We start from the raw sequence: 16,675 nt of genomic DNA, 5'->3' as shown, positions 1-16,675 counted from the left end.
GCCCCGCCCATGACCGTGCCGACCCCGCCGCCGGACGCCCCCGCCACCGACCGGGTGCGTACGGTCTGCTCGTACTGCGGTGTCGGCTGCGGGATCGTCCTCGACATCGCCGCCGGGCCCGACGGCCGCCGCACCGTCGTGAAGGCCTCCGGCGACAAGGAGCACCCGTCGAACGCCGGACGGCTGTGCACCAAGGGCGCGACCGGCGCGGACCTCCTCGCCGCACCCGGCCGGCTGACCACCGCCCTGGCCCGCGCCGACCGCAGCGAGCAGCCCGCCCCGCTCGGCCGGGACGCCGCCATCGCGGAGACGGCACGCCGGCTGCGGTCCGTGCTGGACACCCACGGCCCGGACGCGGTGGCCCTCTACGTATCCGGCCAGATGACGCTGGAGGCGCAGTACCTCGCCAACAAGCTGGCCAAGGGCTTCCTGCGGACCAACACCATCGAGTCCAACTCCCGGCTCTGCATGGCGAGCGCGGGCAGCGGCTACAAACTGTCCCTGGGCGCGGACGGGCCGCCCGGCTCGTACGAGGACTTCGCCCACGCCGACGTGTTCCTCGTCACCGGCGCCAACATGGCCGACTGCCACCCGATCCTCTTCCTGCGGATGATGGAGCGCGTCAAGGCGGGCGCGAGGCTGATCGTCGTCGATCCCCGGCGCAACGCCACCGCCGCCAAGGCGGACCTGTATCTGCGCATCCGGCCCGGTACCGACCTGGCTCTCCTCAACGGCCTGCTGCACCTCCTCGTCGAGAACGGGCACACCGACCCCGCGTTCATCGCCGAGCACACTGAGGGCTGGGAGCAGATGCCCGCCTTCCTCCGGGACTACCCGCCCGCCGCGGTCGCGGAGATCACCGGCATCCCGGAGGACGACATCCGGCAGGCGGCCCGCTGGATCGGCGAGGCGGGCGAGTGGATGAGCTGCTGGACGATGGGACTCAACCAGTCCACCCACGGCACCTGGAACACCAACGCCCTGATCAACCTGCACCTGGCGACCGGGGCCATCTGCCGCCCCGGCAGCGGACCGTTCTCGCTCACCGGCCAGCCCAACGCGATGGGCGGCCGCGAAATGGGCTACATGGGGCCCGGCCTGCCCGGCCAGCGATCGGTCCTGTCCGACGAGGACCGCGCCTTCACCGAGGAGCTGTGGGGCATCGAGCCCGGCATCCTGCGCGCGGACGGCTCGGGCAGCGGCACCGTCGACATGTTCCGGCGCATGGCCGAGGGGGAGATCAAGGCCTGCTGGATCATCTGCACCAACCCGGTCGCCTCGGTCGCCAACCGCCGTACCGTCATCGAGGGTCTGGAAGCCGCCGAATTCGTCGTCACCCAGGACGTGTTCGCCGACACCGAGACCAACGCGTACGCCGATATCGTCCTGCCCGCCGCCCTCTGGGCCGAGTCCGAGGGCGTGATGATCAACTCGGAGCGCACCCTCACCCTCTCCCGCCGTGCCACCGACCCGCCCGGGGAGGCGTGGCCGGACTGGCGGATCATCGCGGAGGTCGCCCGCGCCCTGGGGTACGAGGACGCCTTCGGCTACACGAGTGCCGAGGAGATCTTCGCCGAGATCACCCGGGCCTGGAACCCGCGCACCGGCTACGACCTGCGGGGCGTGACGTACGAGCGACTGCGCGGGACGCCCGTCCAGTGGCCGAGCGCGGACGTCGAAGGACCCGCACGCAACCCCGTGCGCTACCTCAACGACGGCGTCAGCCAGGAGCTGGCCGTACGGCCCGACGGCAGCGTGCCCAGGCTCGCCTTCCCGCTGCCCGGCGGCCGGGCGGTCTTCCATGCCCGCCCGCACCTGCCGCCCGCCGAGATGCCCGACGAGGACTTCCCGTTCGTCCTCAACACCGGGCGGCTCCAGCACCAGTGGCACACCCTCACCAAGACGGCGAAGATCACCAAACTGAACCGTCTGGACCCCGCCCCCTTCGTGGAGATCCACCCCGACGACGCGGCCGCCCTGGGCCTGGCCGAGGGCGACGGCGTCGAGGTCGCGTCCCGGCGCGGCCGCGCGGTGCTCCCGGCCCGGATCACGGACCGGGTCGCGGCGGGGGAGTGCTTCGCGCCCTTCCACTGGAACGATCTGTTCGGCGAGTACCTCGGTGTCAACGCGGTGACGAACGACGCGGTCGACCCGATCTCGTTCCAGCCGGAGCTGAAGGTGTGCGCGGTCCGGCTGGCGAAGGTCGCGGCCCCGGCGGTGCGCCTCGCTCCCGCCACGGCGGACCGGCCCGAGCACACCGGCGCCCTCGGTCCGGCGGCCACCGGGGGCGGGGCCGGCCCGACGGGGCCGGCGGGCAGGATGGGGCCGGCCGGCCCCACGGGATCGGGTGAGCGGGCGGGGCTTGCGGACCTGACGGGGCTGGCGGGGGCCCTGGGGCTGCCGGAGACCGCCCCACCGGTTCTGACGGACGCGGAACGTCGCTATCTGGCCGGATTCCTGGCGGGCCTCGGCGCCCGCCCTGCGGGCACCCCGGTGCTCCCGGCCGACGCGCCGTTCGCCCCGGACCACGCTCTGTGGGTCGACGGTGTGCTGGCCGGCGCCTACTCCCGGCTCCCCGAGAGGGCCGCGACGGCGGAGCCCGGGGCCGCGTCCGAGGCACCGCCGGGCGTTCCGGAGGACGGGGGCCGGCCGGTCGTCGTGCTGTGGGCCTCGCAGACCGGCAACGCCGAGGAGGCCGCCGCGACGGCGGCCCGGACGCTGGCCGCCCAGGGGTACCGCACCACGCTCCTCGGTATGGACGACGGGACGCCCGACGCACTGCCGACCCCGGCCGACCTCCTCGTGGTCACCAGCACCTTCGGCGACGGCGACGCCCCCGACAACGGCTCCGGCTTCTGGGAGTCGCTGAACACCCCCGAAACCCCGCGCCTGGAAGGCGTCCGCTACGCCGTACTCGCCCTCGGCGACTCCACGTACGACGACTTCTGCGGCCACGGCCGCCGCCTGGACGAACGCCTCGGCGAACTGGGCGCGGAGCGGCTGGTCCCGCGCACCGACTGCGAACCGGAGTACGAGCAGCCCTTCGGCCAGTGGCTCAAGGAGGTCAGGGCGGCGCTGGAGACGACGGCGCCGGAGGGAACCACGGGGCCGGAAGCCACGCCGGTGACGAGTGCGGCACCGGCAGGGGCGACACCGCGCGAGGAGCCGCCCGCCCGCCCCTCCAGGGCCGAGCCCGTCACCGCCCTCCTCACGGGGAACCGCCTCCTGAGCCTGCCCGGTGCGACGAAGGAGGTGCGCGCCTTCACGATCGACACGCGGCGCGCCGACACCCCCCTGACGTACACGGCCGGCGACGCCCTCGGCGTACGGCCGCTCAACTGCCGCGACCTGGTGGCGGAGTGGCTCGCCGTCACCGGGCTCGATCCCGCCGCCGAGGTGGACATCGACGGGCACGGCCCGGTCGCGCTGGAGACGGCCCTGTACCGCCACCTCGACATCACCCGCATCACCCCGGACCTGCTGCGCCTGATCGCCGACCACACGGGGGACCGGTCCCTGAAGAAGCTGCTGCGCCCCGACAACAAGGGCGAGAGGGACCGGTGGACGTGGGGGCGGCAAGCGGTGGACGTCCTTGCCGAGCACCCGGTACGGGCCACGGCCGCCACCTGGGCCGAGGTGCTGGGACCGCTGCGCCCCCGGCTGTACTCCATAGCCTCCAGCCCGCTGGAGGACCCCTACCGGATGCGGTTGACCGTCTCCGTGATCCGCTACGAGAGCGACCTCGGCCGGATGCGCAAGGGCGTCGCCTCCACGTTCCTCGCGGACGCCGAACCGGACAGCCCCGTCCCGGTGTTCGTCCAGCGCAACGACCGCTTCCGCCCGCCCGCCGACCCGGCCACCCCGATGATCATGGTCGGCCCCGGTACGGGAGTCGCCCCGTTCCTGGGCTTCCTGGAGGAACGCCGTGCGCTCGGCCACTCGGGCGCCAACTGGCTGTTCTTCGGCGAGCAGCACCGCGCCACGGACTTCTACTACCGCGAGGAGCTCGACGCGATGAGCCGCGATGGCACTCTCACCCGGCTGGACACCGCCTTCTCCCGCGACCAGCGGGCCAAGGTCTACGTCCAGGACCGGATGCGCGAGCACGGAGCCCAGCTCTGGTCCTGGCTCCGCGACGGCGCCCATCTCTACGTCTGCGGCGACGCCTCCCGCATGGCCAAGGACGTCGACCGTGCGCTGCGCGACATCGCCGTCGCCCACGGGGGGCTCGAACCCGACGCGGCGGCCGCCCAGGTCAAACAGCTAGCCTCGGACCGCAGATACGTACGGGACGTGTACTGACCGGACGAGGGAGTACGGGGATGGCCTGGGCGGAAGTACCGGTGGACACGAAACCGCCGGCGGCGGGCGCGGTCCTGCTGACCGGCATCCCCGGCAGCGGCAAGAGCACGGTGGCCGAGGCGCTGGCGGCCCGGTTCGCCGCCTCGGCCCACATCGAGGTGGACGCCCTCCAGGAGCTCATCGTCTCCGGCGGCCGGTGGCCCTCGCCCGACCAGGACGAGGAGGCGGACCGCCAGATCTTCCTCCGGGCCCGCAACGCCTGCCTGCTGGCGGACAGTTTCCTCACCGCGGGCTTCCTCCCGGTCATCGACGACGTCGTCGTACGCCGCGCCCACCTCGACTTCTACCGGGCCACGCTCACCACCGGACCGCTGCACCGCGTCGTCCTGGCCCCGGGCGCGGCGAAGGCCCGCGAGCGCAATCTCGCCCGGGACAAGACGCTCACGACGGACTGGTCGTTCCTGGAGACGGCGATGCGCGACGAACTGGCCGACGAGAAGATCTGGATCGACAGCGCGGAACTGACTGTGGCCGAAACGGTCGAGGCGGTCCTGTCCGCCACCGGTCTGAAACCCCACGGGTCCTGACGCCCCGGGCGTTGTCGGACCCCCGCCGTACGGTGGAGCCATCTGTCCGCGCTGCTGGCTGCTGCGCTACTGGATCGCCCCGCCCGGCTGCTCCCGGGCGGGGCGCAGACCTCTCGGGTCAGCCCGCCGACTCGCCCGCGTGCGGGCTCAGCGCGCCCGACCAGACCAGCGCGAAGATGAGGATGCCGAGCAGGATGCGGTAGACGACGAAGGGCATGAAGCTCTTGGTGGTGATGAACTTCATGAACCAGGCGATGACGGCGTAGCCGACGAAGAAGGCCACCAGGGTCGCGAAGACCGTCGGACCCCAGGAGACATGGCCCTCACCCACGTCCTTCAGTTCGTACGCGCCCGAGGCGAGCACCGCGGGGATCGCCAGCAGGAACGAGTAGCGGGCGGCCGACTCGCGGGTGTAGCCCATCAGCAGACCGCCGCTGATCGTCGCGCCCGAGCGGGAGACGCCGGGGATCAACGCCATCGCCTGGCAGAACCCGTAGATCAGACCGTCCCTGACGCCCAGGTCCTTGAGCGTCTTGCGCTCCTTCACCACCCGGTGCTTGCCGCCCGCCTCGTCGCGCGCGGCCAGTCGGTCGGCGACGCCGAGGACGATGCCCATGACGATCAGTGTCGTCGCGATCAGCCGCAGATCGCGGAACGGGCCCTCGATCTGGTCCTTGAGCGTGAGGCCCAGCACGCCGATGGGGATCGAGCCGACGATGACCAGCCAGCCCATCTGGGCGTCGTGGTCGCTGCGCATCGCACGGTCCGTCAGGGAGCGGAACCAGGCCGACAGGATGCGCGCGATGTCCTTGCGGAAGTAGATGAGCACCGCCGCCTCGGTGCCGATCTGGGTGATCGCGGTGAAAGCCGCCCCCGGGTCGTGCCAGCCGGCGAACGCGGCCGTCAGCCGCAGATGCGCGCTGGAGGAGATCGGCAGGAACTCGGTGAGTCCCTGAACAAGTCCCAGGACGAATGATTCGAACCAGCTCATGGGGCTTAGGCCATCCCGGAGGTGATCGTGCATCGGCCACGGGCGGCTGGGCCCGTCGGCTCCGTGCAAAGTGCGGAGTGCGGTCAAGGACATCGGGGTCGCGGGCAGCGTATCGCCTGAAAGTGAACGTCAGGCCGACTGCACCGGTCGTCCACGTGGAGCCGTACGCTCAGTCGTCCGGCGTGTCCCGGCCCAGCCGGTGGCGTCTGCGCCAGGCCACCAGCGCCCCGCCGAGACCGGACAGCACGATGAAGCCCATGGCTCCCAGGAACACCGGCGAGGTCGGCGAAGCGGCCTCGCTGCCGGCTATCACGTATGCCGCCGTGTTCGGGATCGACCCCAGCCCGGTCGCCAGCAGGAACGGCGGAGCGCCCATCCGGGAGGTCGCCGCACAGTAGTTGGCGGCGGCGAACGGCACGCCGGGGAAGAGCCGCAGCGCCAGGACCGACCGGAAGCCGTGCCGGCTCAGCACCCCGTCCGCCGCGGTGAGCAGCCTCCCGCGCAACAGGGTCCGCAACGCGTCCTGACCCAGCACCCGGCCCAGCATGAACGACACGCCCGCACCCAGCACCGTGCCCGCCAGCGCCGCAGCCAGACCCGTCTGCGCGCCGAACAACGCGCCCGCGGCGATGTTGAGCAGCGGGCGCGGCACGAACGCCACCGTCAGCGCCCCGTACGCGAGGCCGAAGACCATCGCCGCCGTGCCCCCGGTGAGCTGGGGCGGCCAGCCCGACGCCAGCAGCCGCTGTGGTTCGAACAGCAGCATCGTCGACGCGGCCCCGAGCAGGACGAGGACGAGCAGCGAGAACCGGGACCACGGCGACAACAACGCCCGGGAGAGGCGCAGGGCCGGACCCGAGGCGGGCGGGGCGGCGGGGACGGGGTCGAACATTCGGGGAGAGTAACCGAAAAGGCTGTGTGATCGCCGTAATGTGCGTCGCGTGAACCCCGCCGCCGACGCCCCCGCCCCGCCGGTCAGCACCCTCGCCGACACCGTCCTGGAGCGGCTCGTCGCCGCCTACGCCCCCGCCGCCGACCCCGTACGGGCCGAGGGCGCCGCCGCGTACATGAAGCACGTCGCACCCTTCCTCGGCATCCCCACCCCCGAGCGCCGGGCCCTGTCACGGACCGTGCTGGCGGGCACCGGGCGGCCGGCCGAGCGGGACTGCGCGGCGATCGCGCTGCGCTGCTGGCGGCTGCCCGAGCGCGAGTACCACTACTTCGCCGTCGACTATCTGCGCCGCCACGCGGGCCGCTGCACCTCTGGCTTCCTGCCCGTCCTGCACCACCTGGTGACCACCGTCCCCTGGTGGGACACGGTCGATCTGCTCGCCGCGCATGTCGCGGGCCCGCTGGTCGCCGCCGACCCGGCGCTCGCACGGGAGATGGACCGGTGGGTCGACGACCCCAGCCTCTGGGCCGCGAGGACCGCCCTGCTGCACCAGCTGCGGTACAAGGAAGCCACCGACGCCGACCGGCTGTTCGGCTACTGCCTGCGCCGCGCGGACCACCCCGACTTCTTCATCCGCAAGGCGATCGGCTGGGCCCTGCGCGAGTACGCCAAGACCGACCCCGCCGCCGTACGCGACTTCGTCGACGGCGCGCGGCCCCGGCTGTCGCCGCTCTCCGTGCGCGAGGCCCTCAAGAACCTCTGAGAGCCGTCCGAAAACCATTCGACGCGGCCGCCGCGCCCGGCCATGATCAGGGGCATGTTCCGGTACGCCTTCCTCGCAGCGCCGTCCGCAGTCGCGGACGCGCCGAAGGCTGCCGTGAACGACGCGGTCGCCGAGGCACTCGCCCCGGCCGCAGCAGCAGTCGCATCGGCGTTCGCCGTTGCCGCAGCGCCCATCGGCGGCGCCCGAAGCTGACCCTCCCCCGACAGTCCGGCGGACCCCGCAAGGGGAGGGTCGGCGGGGCCCTGGGGTCCATCTCTCTTCCCGGCTTCGAGTTCTCCGAAGGAATCAGCCATGTCCAAGACGGCTTACGTGCGCACCAAGCCGCACCTCAACATCGGCACCATGGGCCACGTCGACCACGGCAAGACCACCCTCACCGCCGCCATCACCAAGGTCCTCAGCGAGCGCGGCTCCGGCTCCACCTCCTACGTGTCCTTCGACCGGATCGACCGGGCCCCCGAGGAGGCCCAGCGCGGCATCACCATCAACATCGCGCACGTCGAGTACGAGACCGACACCCGCCACTACGCGCACGTCGACATGCCCGGCCACGCGGACTACATCAAGAACATGGTCACCGGAGCGGCGCAGCTCGACGGGGCGATCCTCGTCGTCTCCGCGCTCGACGGGATCATGCCGCAGACCGCCGAGCACGTCCTGCTGGCCCGTCAGGTGGGCGTCGACCACATCGTCGTCGCCCTCAACAAGGCCGACGCGGGCGACCCCGAGCTGACCGACCTGGTCGAGCTGGAGGTCCGCGAGCTGCTCTCCGCGCACGGGTACGGCGGCGACACCGTCCCCGTGGTCCGGGTCTCCGGGCTCAAGGCGCTGGAGGGCGACCCACGGTGGACGGCGGCGGTCGAAGGGCTGCTGGACGCCGTCGACACGTACGTACCGATGCCGGTGCGCTACACCGACGCCCCGTTCCTGCTGTCCGTCGAGAACGTCCTGACCATCACCGGCCGGGGCACCGTCGTCACCGGCGCCGTCGAGCGCGGCACCGTCCGCGTCGGCGACAGGGTCCAGGTGCTGGGAGCGGACGTCGAGACGGTCGTCACCGGCCTGGAGACCTTCGGCAAGCCGATGGAGTCCGCCGAGGCCGGGGACAACGTCGCGCTGCTGCTGCGCGGGGTGGAGCGCGACCGGGTCCGCCGCGGCCATGTCGTGGCCGCGCCCGGCAGCGTCACGCCCAGCCGCCGGTTCACCGCGCAGGTGTACGTGCTGTCGGCGAAGGAGGGCGGCCGGACCACCCCGGTCGCCACCGGCTACCGGCCGCAGTTCTACATCCGCACGGCGGACGTCGTCGGCGATGTCGACCTCGGCGAGGCGGCGGTCGCGCGCCCCGGCGACACGGTCACCATGACCGTGGAGCTGGGCCGTGACGTGCCGCTGGAGTCCGGCCTCGGCTTCGCGATCCGCGAGGGCGGCCGCACGGTCGGCGCGGGAACGGTCACCGAGCTGCTCTGAGCCCCGCGGGCACCGCGATGCTCCGAGCCCCACCGCGGCCCGTCACCCCTTGCCCGGGGGGCGGGCCGCAGTGCGGGGGAGGCGACAATGGAGAGGTGAACGAGCCGATACCCGTCATCCGCGAGGTCGACTGCGGCACCGCCCGGCTGCTGCCCGACGTGGACCGCGACCGGGCCTGGCTGCTCACGGTCGACGACGCGCCCCAGTCCTACGTCGACCTCGACGACCCGACCCATCTGGAGTTCGAGTACGTCGCGCGGCTCGCCCACGTCGTGGACGGCGCGGCCGAGCCGGGCACGCCCCTGGACGTCCTGCATCTGGGCGGCGGCGCGCTGACCCTGCCCCGCTATGTGGCCGTGACCCGTCCCGGCTCGCGGCAGGACGTCGTCGACGCCGACCGGGGGCTGCTGGGGCTGGTCCGGGAGCATCTGCCGCTGCCCGAGGGGAGCGGCATCACTCTGCACGCGGCCGACGCCCGGGCGCGGCTGGAAGCGGCGGCCCCCGGCTCCGCCGATCTCCTGATCGCGGATGTCTTCGGCGGCTCCCGGGTTCCGGCGCACCTCACGTCCGTCGAGTACGCGCGGGCGGCCGGGCGGGCCCTGCGCGCGGACGGGATCTACGCGGCCAACCTGGCCGACAGCGCGCCGTTCGCCTTCCTCCGCTCGCAGGTGGCGAACTTCGCCGCCGTCTTCCCGGAGCTGGCGCTGGTGGGGGAGCCGGCGGTGCTGCGCGGGCGGCGCTTCGGCAACGTCGTCCTGCTCGCCTCGTACACGCCCATCGACGTGGACCCGCTCGTCCGCCGCTGCGCCGCGGACGCCTTCCCCGCGCGGGTCACCCACGGTGCCGCGCTGACCCGGTTCATCGGCGGGGCCCGCCCGGTGGCGGACGCGGAGGCGGTCGCCTCGCCCGAACCGCCCGCCGGGGCCTTCAGCGTCGGCTGAGGCGCCCGGCGGGCGGGGCGGGGCGGCGGGGTGGTGCGGAACGCGCTGCGCGGTGCGGGTGTCAGCCCGTGGGCTCACCCGCGAGGCGGACCGTGCTCAGGATCTGCTGGATGGTGGTGTCCGGCAGTTCGTCCTTGACACCGGTGGCGGCGTAGAGGACCCAGGTCGAGAAGTCGCCCTTGGAGTTCTTGAAGGAGAACGCGATCGACTTCCCGTCGCTGTCGCACTTCTCCTTGTTGGCCAGCTCCAGGGCGGTGGCCTGCGCGACACTGCCGGACAGACCCGACTTGGTGGTGAAGGGCTTGGCCTTGCCGATCTTGACCTTGGACTTCGGGTCCAGCTGGGAGTAGGCGGCCCACACCCAGTTGGCGGCCTCGTTCCGCGCGGCCTCGTCGGTGTTCTTGGCGCCCTGGGCGCCCTTCGTCCCGACGCCGGCGAGCCCGGTGTCCTCCTCGCGGCCGTCCCCGTCGGAGTCGTCGAGGCACCACTTGCTCTTGTAGTAGGCGGGTGCGGAGAAGCCGGCGACCGGCGACCCGTCCTCCTTCTTGGCGTCCTCGAAACCGGCGAACGTTCCCGAACTGGCGACCTCCCAGTCACCGGGAACGTCGAACTGCGTGCCCCACTTGGGGTTGGTGACGACCTTCCAGCCCGGAATGAGCGGCTTGGGGTCGCCTTCGGAGCCCCGGGGGTTCTCCGCGGGCGGCGCGGAGCCGGTGGCCGTTTCGCTGGGCTTGGCACTCGGCGACGCGGACTTCTTGCCGTCGGCGACGCTCTTGCCCTCGTCGTCCTTGCCGAGCACGAGGAATCCGGTGACGCCCGCCGCGACCACGACGGCCAGCGCCGCGACGATCGCCACGATCGTCGTCTTCTTCTTGTCGTCGCCGGGCTCCGGCCCGCCGGGCGGACCCGGGACGGCGTACTGCGGCACCGTCGGCTGCTGGTACGGATTGGGCTGCTGATAGCCCGGCTGCCCGCCGGGCGCGCCCTGCGGGTACCCGTAGCCCGGCTCCGTGGGCCGGCCCTGCGGCGGATATCCCGGTTGCTGATAGGGATTCGGCTGCTGGTACCCCGGCTGCTGGTACGGGTTCTGGTTCTGGTCCTGCGGGTTCTGCTCGCCCCCGGGCGGCTGCGTTCCTGGCCACATGGCCAGTAACCATAGATGGGCCGTGCGCCCACTTCTACGCCCGCCCTGTCCCAGAGCCGTCACAAGGGGATGGCCAAACGGTGCTACTGGTGAGTAACCTTCGGGCATGAGCGCTGAACAGATGACCGTGGGCGAGATGCTCGTCGCGACCGTTCCGATGGCCCGGACCCTCAACCTCGAATTCCTGGAGACCACCCCGGAGCGGGCCGTCGTCCGGCTGCCCGACCAGGCGGATTACCACAACCACGTCGGCGGACCCCACGCCGGAGCGATGTTCACGCTCGCCGAGTCCGCCAGCGGCGCGATCGTCATCGCCGCCTTCGGCGACCAGATGTCGCGGGCCGTGCCGCTCGCCGTGAAGGCCGAGATCGGTTACAAGAAGCTCGCCATGGGCGAGGTCACCGCCACCGCGACCCTCGGCCGCCCGATCGCCGACGTGGTCGCCGAGCTGGACGCCGGACAGCGGCCGGAATTCCCCGTCGCCATCGAGATCAGGCGCGCCGACGGCGCGGTCACCGGTGAGATGACCGTCGTGTGGACCCTGCGCCCCAACGGCTGACCCCCGCCGTACGCACATGAGACCGGGCCGTCGCCCCTCCGGGTGCGGGAGGAGCGACGGCCCGGGTGCCTTCCGGCGGGCCGCGGAGGGCGTCAGCCGCCGTGCGCCTCGCGGTGCGCCTTCGCCAGCTCCACGTACCCCGCCGCGTTGAAGCGAATGCTCTCCAGCTCCTCGGCGGTCAGCGGACGCTTGACCTTGGCGGGCACCCCCGCGACGAGCGAGCCCGGCGGCACCCGCATCCCCTGCGGTACGAGAGCCTGCGCCGCGATCAGCGAACCCGCGCCGATGTGCGCGCCGTTGAGCACTGTGGCGCCCATCCCGACCAGTACGTCGTCCTCGATCACACAGCCGTGCAGCACCGCGTTGTGGCCGACCGAGACCCGCGCGCCCACGGTGAGCGGGAACCCGGGGTCGGTGTGCACGCTGCAGTTGTCCTGGATGTTGCTGTCGGGGCCGAGCGTGATGGGACCGCAGTCGGCGCGCAGCACGGCCTGGTACCAGACGCTGGAGCCCGGGGCGAGCGTCACCTCGCCGATCACCACGGAGGTCGGGGCCAGATAAGCGTCCACGTCGATGTCCGGCTCCTTGCCGCCCATGCCCGTGATCAACGCCCGTTCCGCCATCGCCTGCTCCTTCGCGCCGGTGTGGTGCTCCTGGCCCTCTCCACCGGATCAGGCCGACTCTCACGGTAGGCGACGGCCCCCGGCGGGCGCCGCGCAGTGGGGTGAACATCACAGGTCACCGCCGGGATCGCCCACCGCGCCGCCGACTACCGTGAGCGCGTGCCGAAGAACCGAAACACGTTCTCCTTCCTCGCCCGCTGGCCGCGCCGCGCCGCCTCCCGCGCGGTCCACCTCGGCTGGGCCTGGGCGCAGCGGGCGGGCGCGGTCACCGCCGAGCACCCCGGGCGGCTGCGGTTCGGCGCGATCGGCGCGGGCACCCGGCTCGCCTTCCCGCAGGGCACCGTCTTCGGGGAGCCGTGGATCGAGCTGGGCGCGCACTGCGTCATCGGCGAGCAGGTCACCCTCACCGCGGGGATGATGCCGGACCTGGACCTGGGGCCCGACCCGATCCTCACCCTGGGCGACGGGGTGGTGCTGGGGCGCGGCAGCCATGTGATCGCCGACACGACGGTGACCATCGCCTCGGACACGTACTGCGGTCCGTACGTCTACATCACCTCGACCAACCACAGCTACGACGACCCGCACGAGCCCGTGGGCAAGCAGTGGCCCCGGATGGAACCGGTGGCGATCGGCCCCGGCTGCTGGATCGGTACCGGCGCGGTGATCCTGCCCGGGGCCCGGCTCGGCCGGAACGTGGTGGTCGCGGCGGGTGCCGTCGTCCGGGGAGAGGTCCCGGACCACGCGGTGGTCGCCGGAGCCCCCGCCCGCGTCGTGCGCAGCTGGGACCCGGAGAAGGGCTGGCAGCCGCCCCTGCGCACGCCCGCCCCCGTGCCGATCCCGAAGGGCGTCACGCCCGAGCAGTTGCTGGCCCTCGCCGAGCTGGACGAGGTGCGGGAAACCCCGTAAGACGCCGGTAGGGCCTGGTGGACGGTGGAGTGCGCTGTACGGCGGTGCAATATTCTTGACCCCGGCACGCGCCGCACGCGCCCCGGCCACCCGCACTTCGCTCTGCCGCACCCAGGTATCCGCAGCCGCCATCCACCGCAGGGACGGTACGTGTCCGACCTCGACCAGCTCACCCAGTCGCTGGCCCGCAACCTCAAGCGCTGGCGGGGCGAGCGCGGCTTCACCCTGGACGCCCTCGCGGCGCGCGCCGGAGTCAGCCGCGGGATGATCATCCAGATCGAGCAGGCGCGGACGAATCCGAGCGTCGGCACCACGGTGAAGCTGGCCGACGCGCTCGGCGTCGCCATCACCACGCTCCTCGACCACGAGCAGGGGCCCCAGGTCCGGCTGGTCCCGGCGAGCCGGGCCGTCCGCATGTGGTCGACCGAGGCGGGCAGCTCCACCACGCTGCTCGTCGGAGCGGAGGCCCGCGGCCCGCTCGAACTGTGGAGCTGCCGGCTGGTGCCCGGGGAGGGCACCACGTCCGACCCGCACCCCGAGGGCACCGTCGAACTCCTCCACGTCACCGAGGGCGAACTGACCCTGCTCGTCGACGGTCTCGCCCATGCCGTCCCCGCCGGGACCTCCGCCACCTTCGAGGCGCACGTACCGCACGGCTACCGCAACGAGGGCGGTGAACCGGCGGCCTTCACCATGGCCGTCGCCATCCCGCCCGTCCGCTGACAGACCTTCGCCGAGGCGCCTCCCGCCGGGGTGCCCGTGCGCTGAGACGCCCGCCCGGCCCCGCCCCGCCGCTGTTAGCGTGAGCACCATGCGCGCACCCATCGGCACCTTCGAGGACGCCGCTCCCGCTGCGGAACGGCTCGACCTGCTCCCCGCCCCCGTCGCCGCGGCGCTGACCGCGGGCTGGGGCGGGTTCACCGCCGAGCAGCTCGTCCACGTCGACAGCGACCCGGCCGTCGCCGACACCGCCGTCTTCGCCGAGCACCACGGCGTCGAACTCCTCGACACCTCGGCCAACTGCGTCGTCGTGGCGGGCAAGCGCGGCCAGGACGTCACCCTCGCCGCCTGCGTGGTGCTCTCCCGCACCCGGGTCGACGTCAACGGGGCGGTCCGCAAGCACCTCGGCGCCCGCAAGGCATCCTTCGCCCCCATGGACACGGCGGTCGGCGAGAGCGGCATGGAGTACGGCGGCATCACCCCGATCGGCCTGCCCGCCGCCTGGCCCCTCCTGCTGGACCCCGCCGTCGTGGACGAGGAATGGGTCCTGATCGGCAGCGGCAGCCGGCGCGGCAAGCTCATCGTCCCCGGCAAGGCGCTCGCCGCCCTCCCGGGCGCGGTGGTCGTCGAGGGCCTCGGCGTCTGAGCCTCCCCGTCGAACGGCCGGCGGCGGCCGGGTCAACGCCCGGCTGTCCGGTGCTCCGTGAGCCAGGCCGTGGCGAAGTCGACGGCCGACCGCAGCCGGACGAGCCGGCACAGCGCCGCGCCCACGCGCCCCGCCGCTACGTCACCCTCGGCGGCGGCCTCCTCGAAGGCCGTGCCCAGAGCGGCGAAGTCCCCGTCGTCCAGGGCGACATCCTCGTACTCCCACCATCGGCGCACCCCCCGCGACGCCACCACACAGCGGTACCTCCGGCGCGGCGGGCCGGGCATCCGGTACTCGCCCAGGTGGAACGCCGTACACGTGGCGTAGCCGGTGCCGAGCAGCAGGATCCGGGCATCCGCCTCGTACAGCCGGGCCAGCGGCGAGTCCTCCCCGAGGTGGCAGTCGGGGCGGTGCCCGGCCAGCAGCCGCGCAGCGCCGGGGCCGAGCGCGGCGAACGAGGTCTGCGGATGCGCGCTGCGCCCGCCGCCCGCCGCCGTCCGTACGGTCTCGGCCAGCGCGCCCATCGACGGCGCGGGCGTCAGCGCCGGGTCGTACGCCGGCATCGCGGCGCGCACGGCGCCCACGGCTCCGGCGTCCAGGCCCCGCACCCGCTCGCGGTAGTGCGGGGAGGTGTCGGAGTTCTCCGGGGTGAAGGCGGGGACCACCACCGTGCCCGAAGGGCCGACGGCCCGGCGCAACGCGTCCAGCACCCCCCGCGCCCCGTCCGTCACCGGCCCCAGCGACCGCAGGGAGGCGTGCACGAGGAGCACATCACCGGGCCGTACGCCGAGCGCGGTCAGCGCGGCTGTCGTGCGGGCCCTGTCGGTCACGTCCAGTACGTCCTTCACGGCGGGGATCCTGCCCACACCGCGGCGCCCCGCACACCCGTGCAGTTCAGGCGCGCGTGCCGAGCCGCGGGATCTCGACGGCGGGGCACCGGTCCATCACCATGTCCAGGCCTGCCGCGCGCGTCCGCCCGTAGGCGTCCGGGTCCACGACGCCGAGCTGGAACCACACCGCCTTCGCACCCACCGCCACAGCCTCCTCCGCGACGGCGCCCGCCAGCTCGCTGTTGACGAACACGTCCACCACGTCGACCGGGAAGGGGATGTCCCCGAGCGAGGCGTACCCCTGCTCCCCGTGCACCGTCTCGGCCTTCGGGTGCACCGGCACCACCCGCTTGCCGAACCGCTGGAGGGCCCCCGCCACTCCGTACGCCGCCCGGGAACGGTTGCCGGACAGGCCCACCACCGCCCAGGTGTCGCCCGTGTCCTGGAGAATCCGCCTGATCGTCGCGTCGTCCGCGTACGAGCCCACCGCGCTGCTGCCGTCTGCGTTCATGCCGGGACAACCCACGGCCCCCACCTCCCCATTCCCGCCGGGACCGGCCATCGCGGCGGGACATAGGGTGGACGGATGCAGGAGCAGTACCGGACCGTCGCCCGCGCGGGTGTGCACGAGAGCGAGATCAACCGATCCCGTTTCCTCTGCTCGCTCGCCCCCGCCGCCACCGAGGAGGAAGCGCAGGACTTCGTCGCCCGCGTCCGCAAGGAGCACCCGACCGCCTCCCACAACTGCTTCGCGTACGTGATCGGCGCCGACGCCTCCGTACAGCGGGCGAGTGACGACGGCGAACCCGGTGGCACGGCGGGCACCCCGATGCTCCAGATGCTGATGCGGCGGGAGATGCGGTACGTCGTGGCGGTCGTCACCCGCTACTACGGCGGGGTCAAACTCGGGGCGGGCGGGCTGATCCGGGCGTACGGGGGAGTGGTCGGCGAAGCCCTCGACGCGCTCGGCACCCTCACCCGGCAGCGTTTCCGGCTCGCCACGGTCCACGTCGACCACCAGCGGGCCGGAAAGCTGGAGAACGATCTGCGGGCCACCGGGCGGGATGTCCGCGAGGTGCGGTACGCCGAGGCCGTCACCATCGGGATCGGGCTGCCGGACGGCGAGGTCGAGGCGTTCACCGCCTGGCTGGCCGACACGACCGCGGGGACAGCGATTCTGGAGCTGGGCGGCGAGGCGTACGGGGACGCGACCGCGTGAGGTGAGGGCGATCCCACGGGGCCAGAATCATGATCGATGCGGGTTCGGCGGCCCGGCGGCG

Annotated in this window: 17 protein-coding genes; 11 read left to right on the top strand and 6 right to left on the bottom strand. The window is 73.0% G+C overall.

The genetic code is table 11. From position 1 onward, the window contains the following. The first annotated feature begins 9 nt into the window (after positions 1-9). Both RNL97_RS04020 and RNL97_RS04015 read left to right on the top strand, forming a co-directional pair. Positions 10-4,302: a bifunctional nitrate reductase/sulfite reductase flavoprotein subunit alpha gene (locus RNL97_RS04020; protein ID WP_313750383.1), complete on the top strand. Its 4,293-nt coding sequence runs from the start codon at positions 10-12 to the stop codon at positions 4,300-4,302. A gap of 20 nt (positions 4,303-4,322) precedes the next feature. After that, complete coding sequence (locus tag RNL97_RS04015) at positions 4,323-4,889, top strand: AAA family ATPase (protein WP_030588344.1); 567 nt, start codon at positions 4,323-4,325, stop codon at positions 4,887-4,889. Between the two features lie 118 nt (positions 4,890-5,007). Here the strand turns inward: RNL97_RS04015 and RNL97_RS04010 are convergent, their stop codons facing one another. Further along, a complete protein-coding gene (locus tag RNL97_RS04010) occupies positions 5,008-5,880 on the bottom strand; it encodes an undecaprenyl-diphosphate phosphatase (RefSeq protein ID WP_030588347.1) in 873 nt (290 codons plus the stop codon). Between the two features lie 169 nt (positions 5,881-6,049). Beyond that, the gene (locus tag RNL97_RS04005) at positions 6,050-6,772 is read right to left on the bottom strand and encodes a TVP38/TMEM64 family protein (protein ID WP_030588350.1); all 723 of its coding nucleotides are present in this window, start codon (positions 6,770-6,772) and stop codon (positions 6,050-6,052) included. Between the two features lie 49 nt (positions 6,773-6,821). Between RNL97_RS04005 and RNL97_RS04000 the strand changes: the two genes are divergently transcribed. The 4 genes from RNL97_RS04000 to RNL97_RS03985 all read left to right on the top strand — a co-directional run bounded on the left by RNL97_RS04000 (position 6,822) and on the right by RNL97_RS03985 (position 9,964). Beyond that, entirely contained in the window at positions 6,822-7,535 is a 714-nt protein-coding gene (locus RNL97_RS04000) for a DNA alkylation repair protein (protein ID WP_243313358.1), read from the top strand. Positions 7,536-7,589: 54 nt separating this feature from the next. Further along, positions 7,590-7,748, top strand: coding sequence for a hypothetical protein (locus RNL97_RS03995; protein WP_199814238.1), 159 nt, complete (start codon positions 7,590-7,592; stop codon positions 7,746-7,748). A 99-nt stretch (positions 7,749-7,847) separates the two neighbouring features. Beyond that, the gene (tuf, locus tag RNL97_RS03990; RefSeq protein WP_243313354.1) at positions 7,848-9,023 is read left to right on the top strand and encodes an elongation factor Tu; all 1,176 of its coding nucleotides are present in this window, start codon (positions 7,848-7,850) and stop codon (positions 9,021-9,023) included. 95 nt (positions 9,024-9,118) lie between these two features. Continuing rightward, entirely contained in the window at positions 9,119-9,964 is an 846-nt protein-coding gene (locus tag RNL97_RS03985; protein ID WP_030588359.1) for a spermidine synthase, read from the top strand. A gap of 61 nt (positions 9,965-10,025) precedes the next feature. Here the strand turns inward: RNL97_RS03985 and RNL97_RS03980 are convergent, their stop codons facing one another. After that, on the bottom strand, positions 10,026-11,108 hold the full coding sequence (locus RNL97_RS03980) for a hypothetical protein (protein WP_030588362.1): 1,083 nt from the start codon (positions 11,106-11,108) through the stop codon (positions 10,026-10,028). Positions 11,109-11,229: 121 nt separating this feature from the next. Between RNL97_RS03980 and RNL97_RS03975 the strand changes: the two genes are divergently transcribed. Further along, entirely contained in the window at positions 11,230-11,667 is a 438-nt protein-coding gene (locus RNL97_RS03975) for a DUF4442 domain-containing protein (RefSeq protein WP_030588364.1), read from the top strand. A 92-nt stretch (positions 11,668-11,759) separates the two neighbouring features. Here the strand turns inward: RNL97_RS03975 and RNL97_RS03970 are convergent, their stop codons facing one another. Further along, positions 11,760-12,290: a gamma carbonic anhydrase family protein gene (locus RNL97_RS03970; protein ID WP_313750382.1), complete on the bottom strand. Its 531-nt coding sequence runs from the start codon at positions 12,288-12,290 to the stop codon at positions 11,760-11,762. A 159-nt stretch (positions 12,291-12,449) separates the two neighbouring features. On the opposite strand from RNL97_RS03970, the gene RNL97_RS03965 reads away from it, so the two are divergent. The 3 genes from RNL97_RS03965 to RNL97_RS03955 all read left to right on the top strand — a co-directional run bounded on the left by RNL97_RS03965 (position 12,450) and on the right by RNL97_RS03955 (position 14,565). Beyond that, a complete protein-coding gene (locus RNL97_RS03965; protein ID WP_030588370.1) occupies positions 12,450-13,199 on the top strand; it encodes an acyltransferase in 750 nt (249 codons plus the stop codon). Between the two features lie 150 nt (positions 13,200-13,349). Further along, the gene (locus RNL97_RS03960) at positions 13,350-13,922 is read left to right on the top strand and encodes a helix-turn-helix domain-containing protein (RefSeq protein ID WP_030588373.1); all 573 of its coding nucleotides are present in this window, start codon (positions 13,350-13,352) and stop codon (positions 13,920-13,922) included. A gap of 88 nt (positions 13,923-14,010) precedes the next feature. Continuing rightward, complete coding sequence (locus tag RNL97_RS03955; protein WP_030588375.1) at positions 14,011-14,565, top strand: YbaK/EbsC family protein; 555 nt, start codon at positions 14,011-14,013, stop codon at positions 14,563-14,565. A gap of 32 nt (positions 14,566-14,597) precedes the next feature. Here the strand turns inward: RNL97_RS03955 and RNL97_RS03950 are convergent, their stop codons facing one another. Together RNL97_RS03950 and RNL97_RS03945 are read right to left on the bottom strand one after the other, a co-directional pair. Continuing rightward, complete coding sequence (locus RNL97_RS03950; RefSeq protein WP_030588378.1) at positions 14,598-15,413, bottom strand: AAC(3) family N-acetyltransferase; 816 nt, start codon at positions 15,411-15,413, stop codon at positions 14,598-14,600. Between the two features lie 46 nt (positions 15,414-15,459). Then, the gene (locus RNL97_RS03945; RefSeq protein ID WP_313750381.1) at positions 15,460-15,906 is read right to left on the bottom strand and encodes a CoA-binding protein; all 447 of its coding nucleotides are present in this window, start codon (positions 15,904-15,906) and stop codon (positions 15,460-15,462) included. A 75-nt stretch (positions 15,907-15,981) separates the two neighbouring features. Here RNL97_RS03945 and RNL97_RS03940 point away from each other — a divergent pair, with 75 nt between their 5' ends. Continuing rightward, positions 15,982-16,614: a YigZ family protein gene (locus RNL97_RS03940; RefSeq protein ID WP_030588384.1), complete on the top strand. Its 633-nt coding sequence runs from the start codon at positions 15,982-15,984 to the stop codon at positions 16,612-16,614. Positions 16,615-16,675 lie beyond the last annotated feature (61 nt).

The organism is Streptomyces parvus (assembly GCF_032121415.1).
GTDB classification, from domain to species: Bacteria; Actinomycetota; Actinomycetes; order Streptomycetales; family Streptomycetaceae; genus Streptomyces; species Streptomyces globisporus_A.
This window is presented reverse-complemented; position numbering and strand designations above follow the sequence as displayed.

Bases quoted from the DNA above. Each gene is read 5' to 3' on its own strand.
- RNL97_RS04020 (WP_313750383.1), top strand. From the start codon at position 10: ATGACCGTGCCGACCCCGCCGCCGGACGCCCCCGCCACCGACCGGGTG.
- RNL97_RS04015 (WP_030588344.1), top strand. From the start codon at position 4,323: ATGGCCTGGGCGGAAGTACCGGTGGACACGAAACCGCCGGCGGCGGGC.
- RNL97_RS04010 (WP_030588347.1), bottom strand. From the start codon at position 5,880: ATGAGCTGGTTCGAATCATTCGTCCTGGGACTTGTTCAGGGACTCACC.
- RNL97_RS04005 (WP_030588350.1), bottom strand. From the start codon at position 6,772: ATGTTCGACCCCGTCCCCGCCGCCCCGCCCGCCTCGGGTCCGGCCCTG.
- RNL97_RS03995 (WP_199814238.1), top strand. From the start codon at position 7,590: ATGTTCCGGTACGCCTTCCTCGCAGCGCCGTCCGCAGTCGCGGACGCG.
- tuf (WP_243313354.1), top strand. From the start codon at position 7,848: ATGTCCAAGACGGCTTACGTGCGCACCAAGCCGCACCTCAACATCGGC.
- RNL97_RS03980 (WP_030588362.1), bottom strand. From the start codon at position 11,108: ATGTGGCCAGGAACGCAGCCGCCCGGGGGCGAGCAGAACCCGCAGGAC.
- RNL97_RS03975 (WP_030588364.1), top strand. From the start codon at position 11,230: ATGACCGTGGGCGAGATGCTCGTCGCGACCGTTCCGATGGCCCGGACC.
- RNL97_RS03970 (WP_313750382.1), bottom strand. From the start codon at position 12,290: ATGGCGGAACGGGCGTTGATCACGGGCATGGGCGGCAAGGAGCCGGAC.
- RNL97_RS03955 (WP_030588375.1), top strand. From the start codon at position 14,011: ATGCGCGCACCCATCGGCACCTTCGAGGACGCCGCTCCCGCTGCGGAA.
- RNL97_RS03945 (WP_313750381.1), bottom strand. From the start codon at position 15,906: ATGAACGCAGACGGCAGCAGCGCGGTGGGCTCGTACGCGGACGACGCG.
- RNL97_RS03940 (WP_030588384.1), top strand. From the start codon at position 15,982: ATGCAGGAGCAGTACCGGACCGTCGCCCGCGCGGGTGTGCACGAGAGC.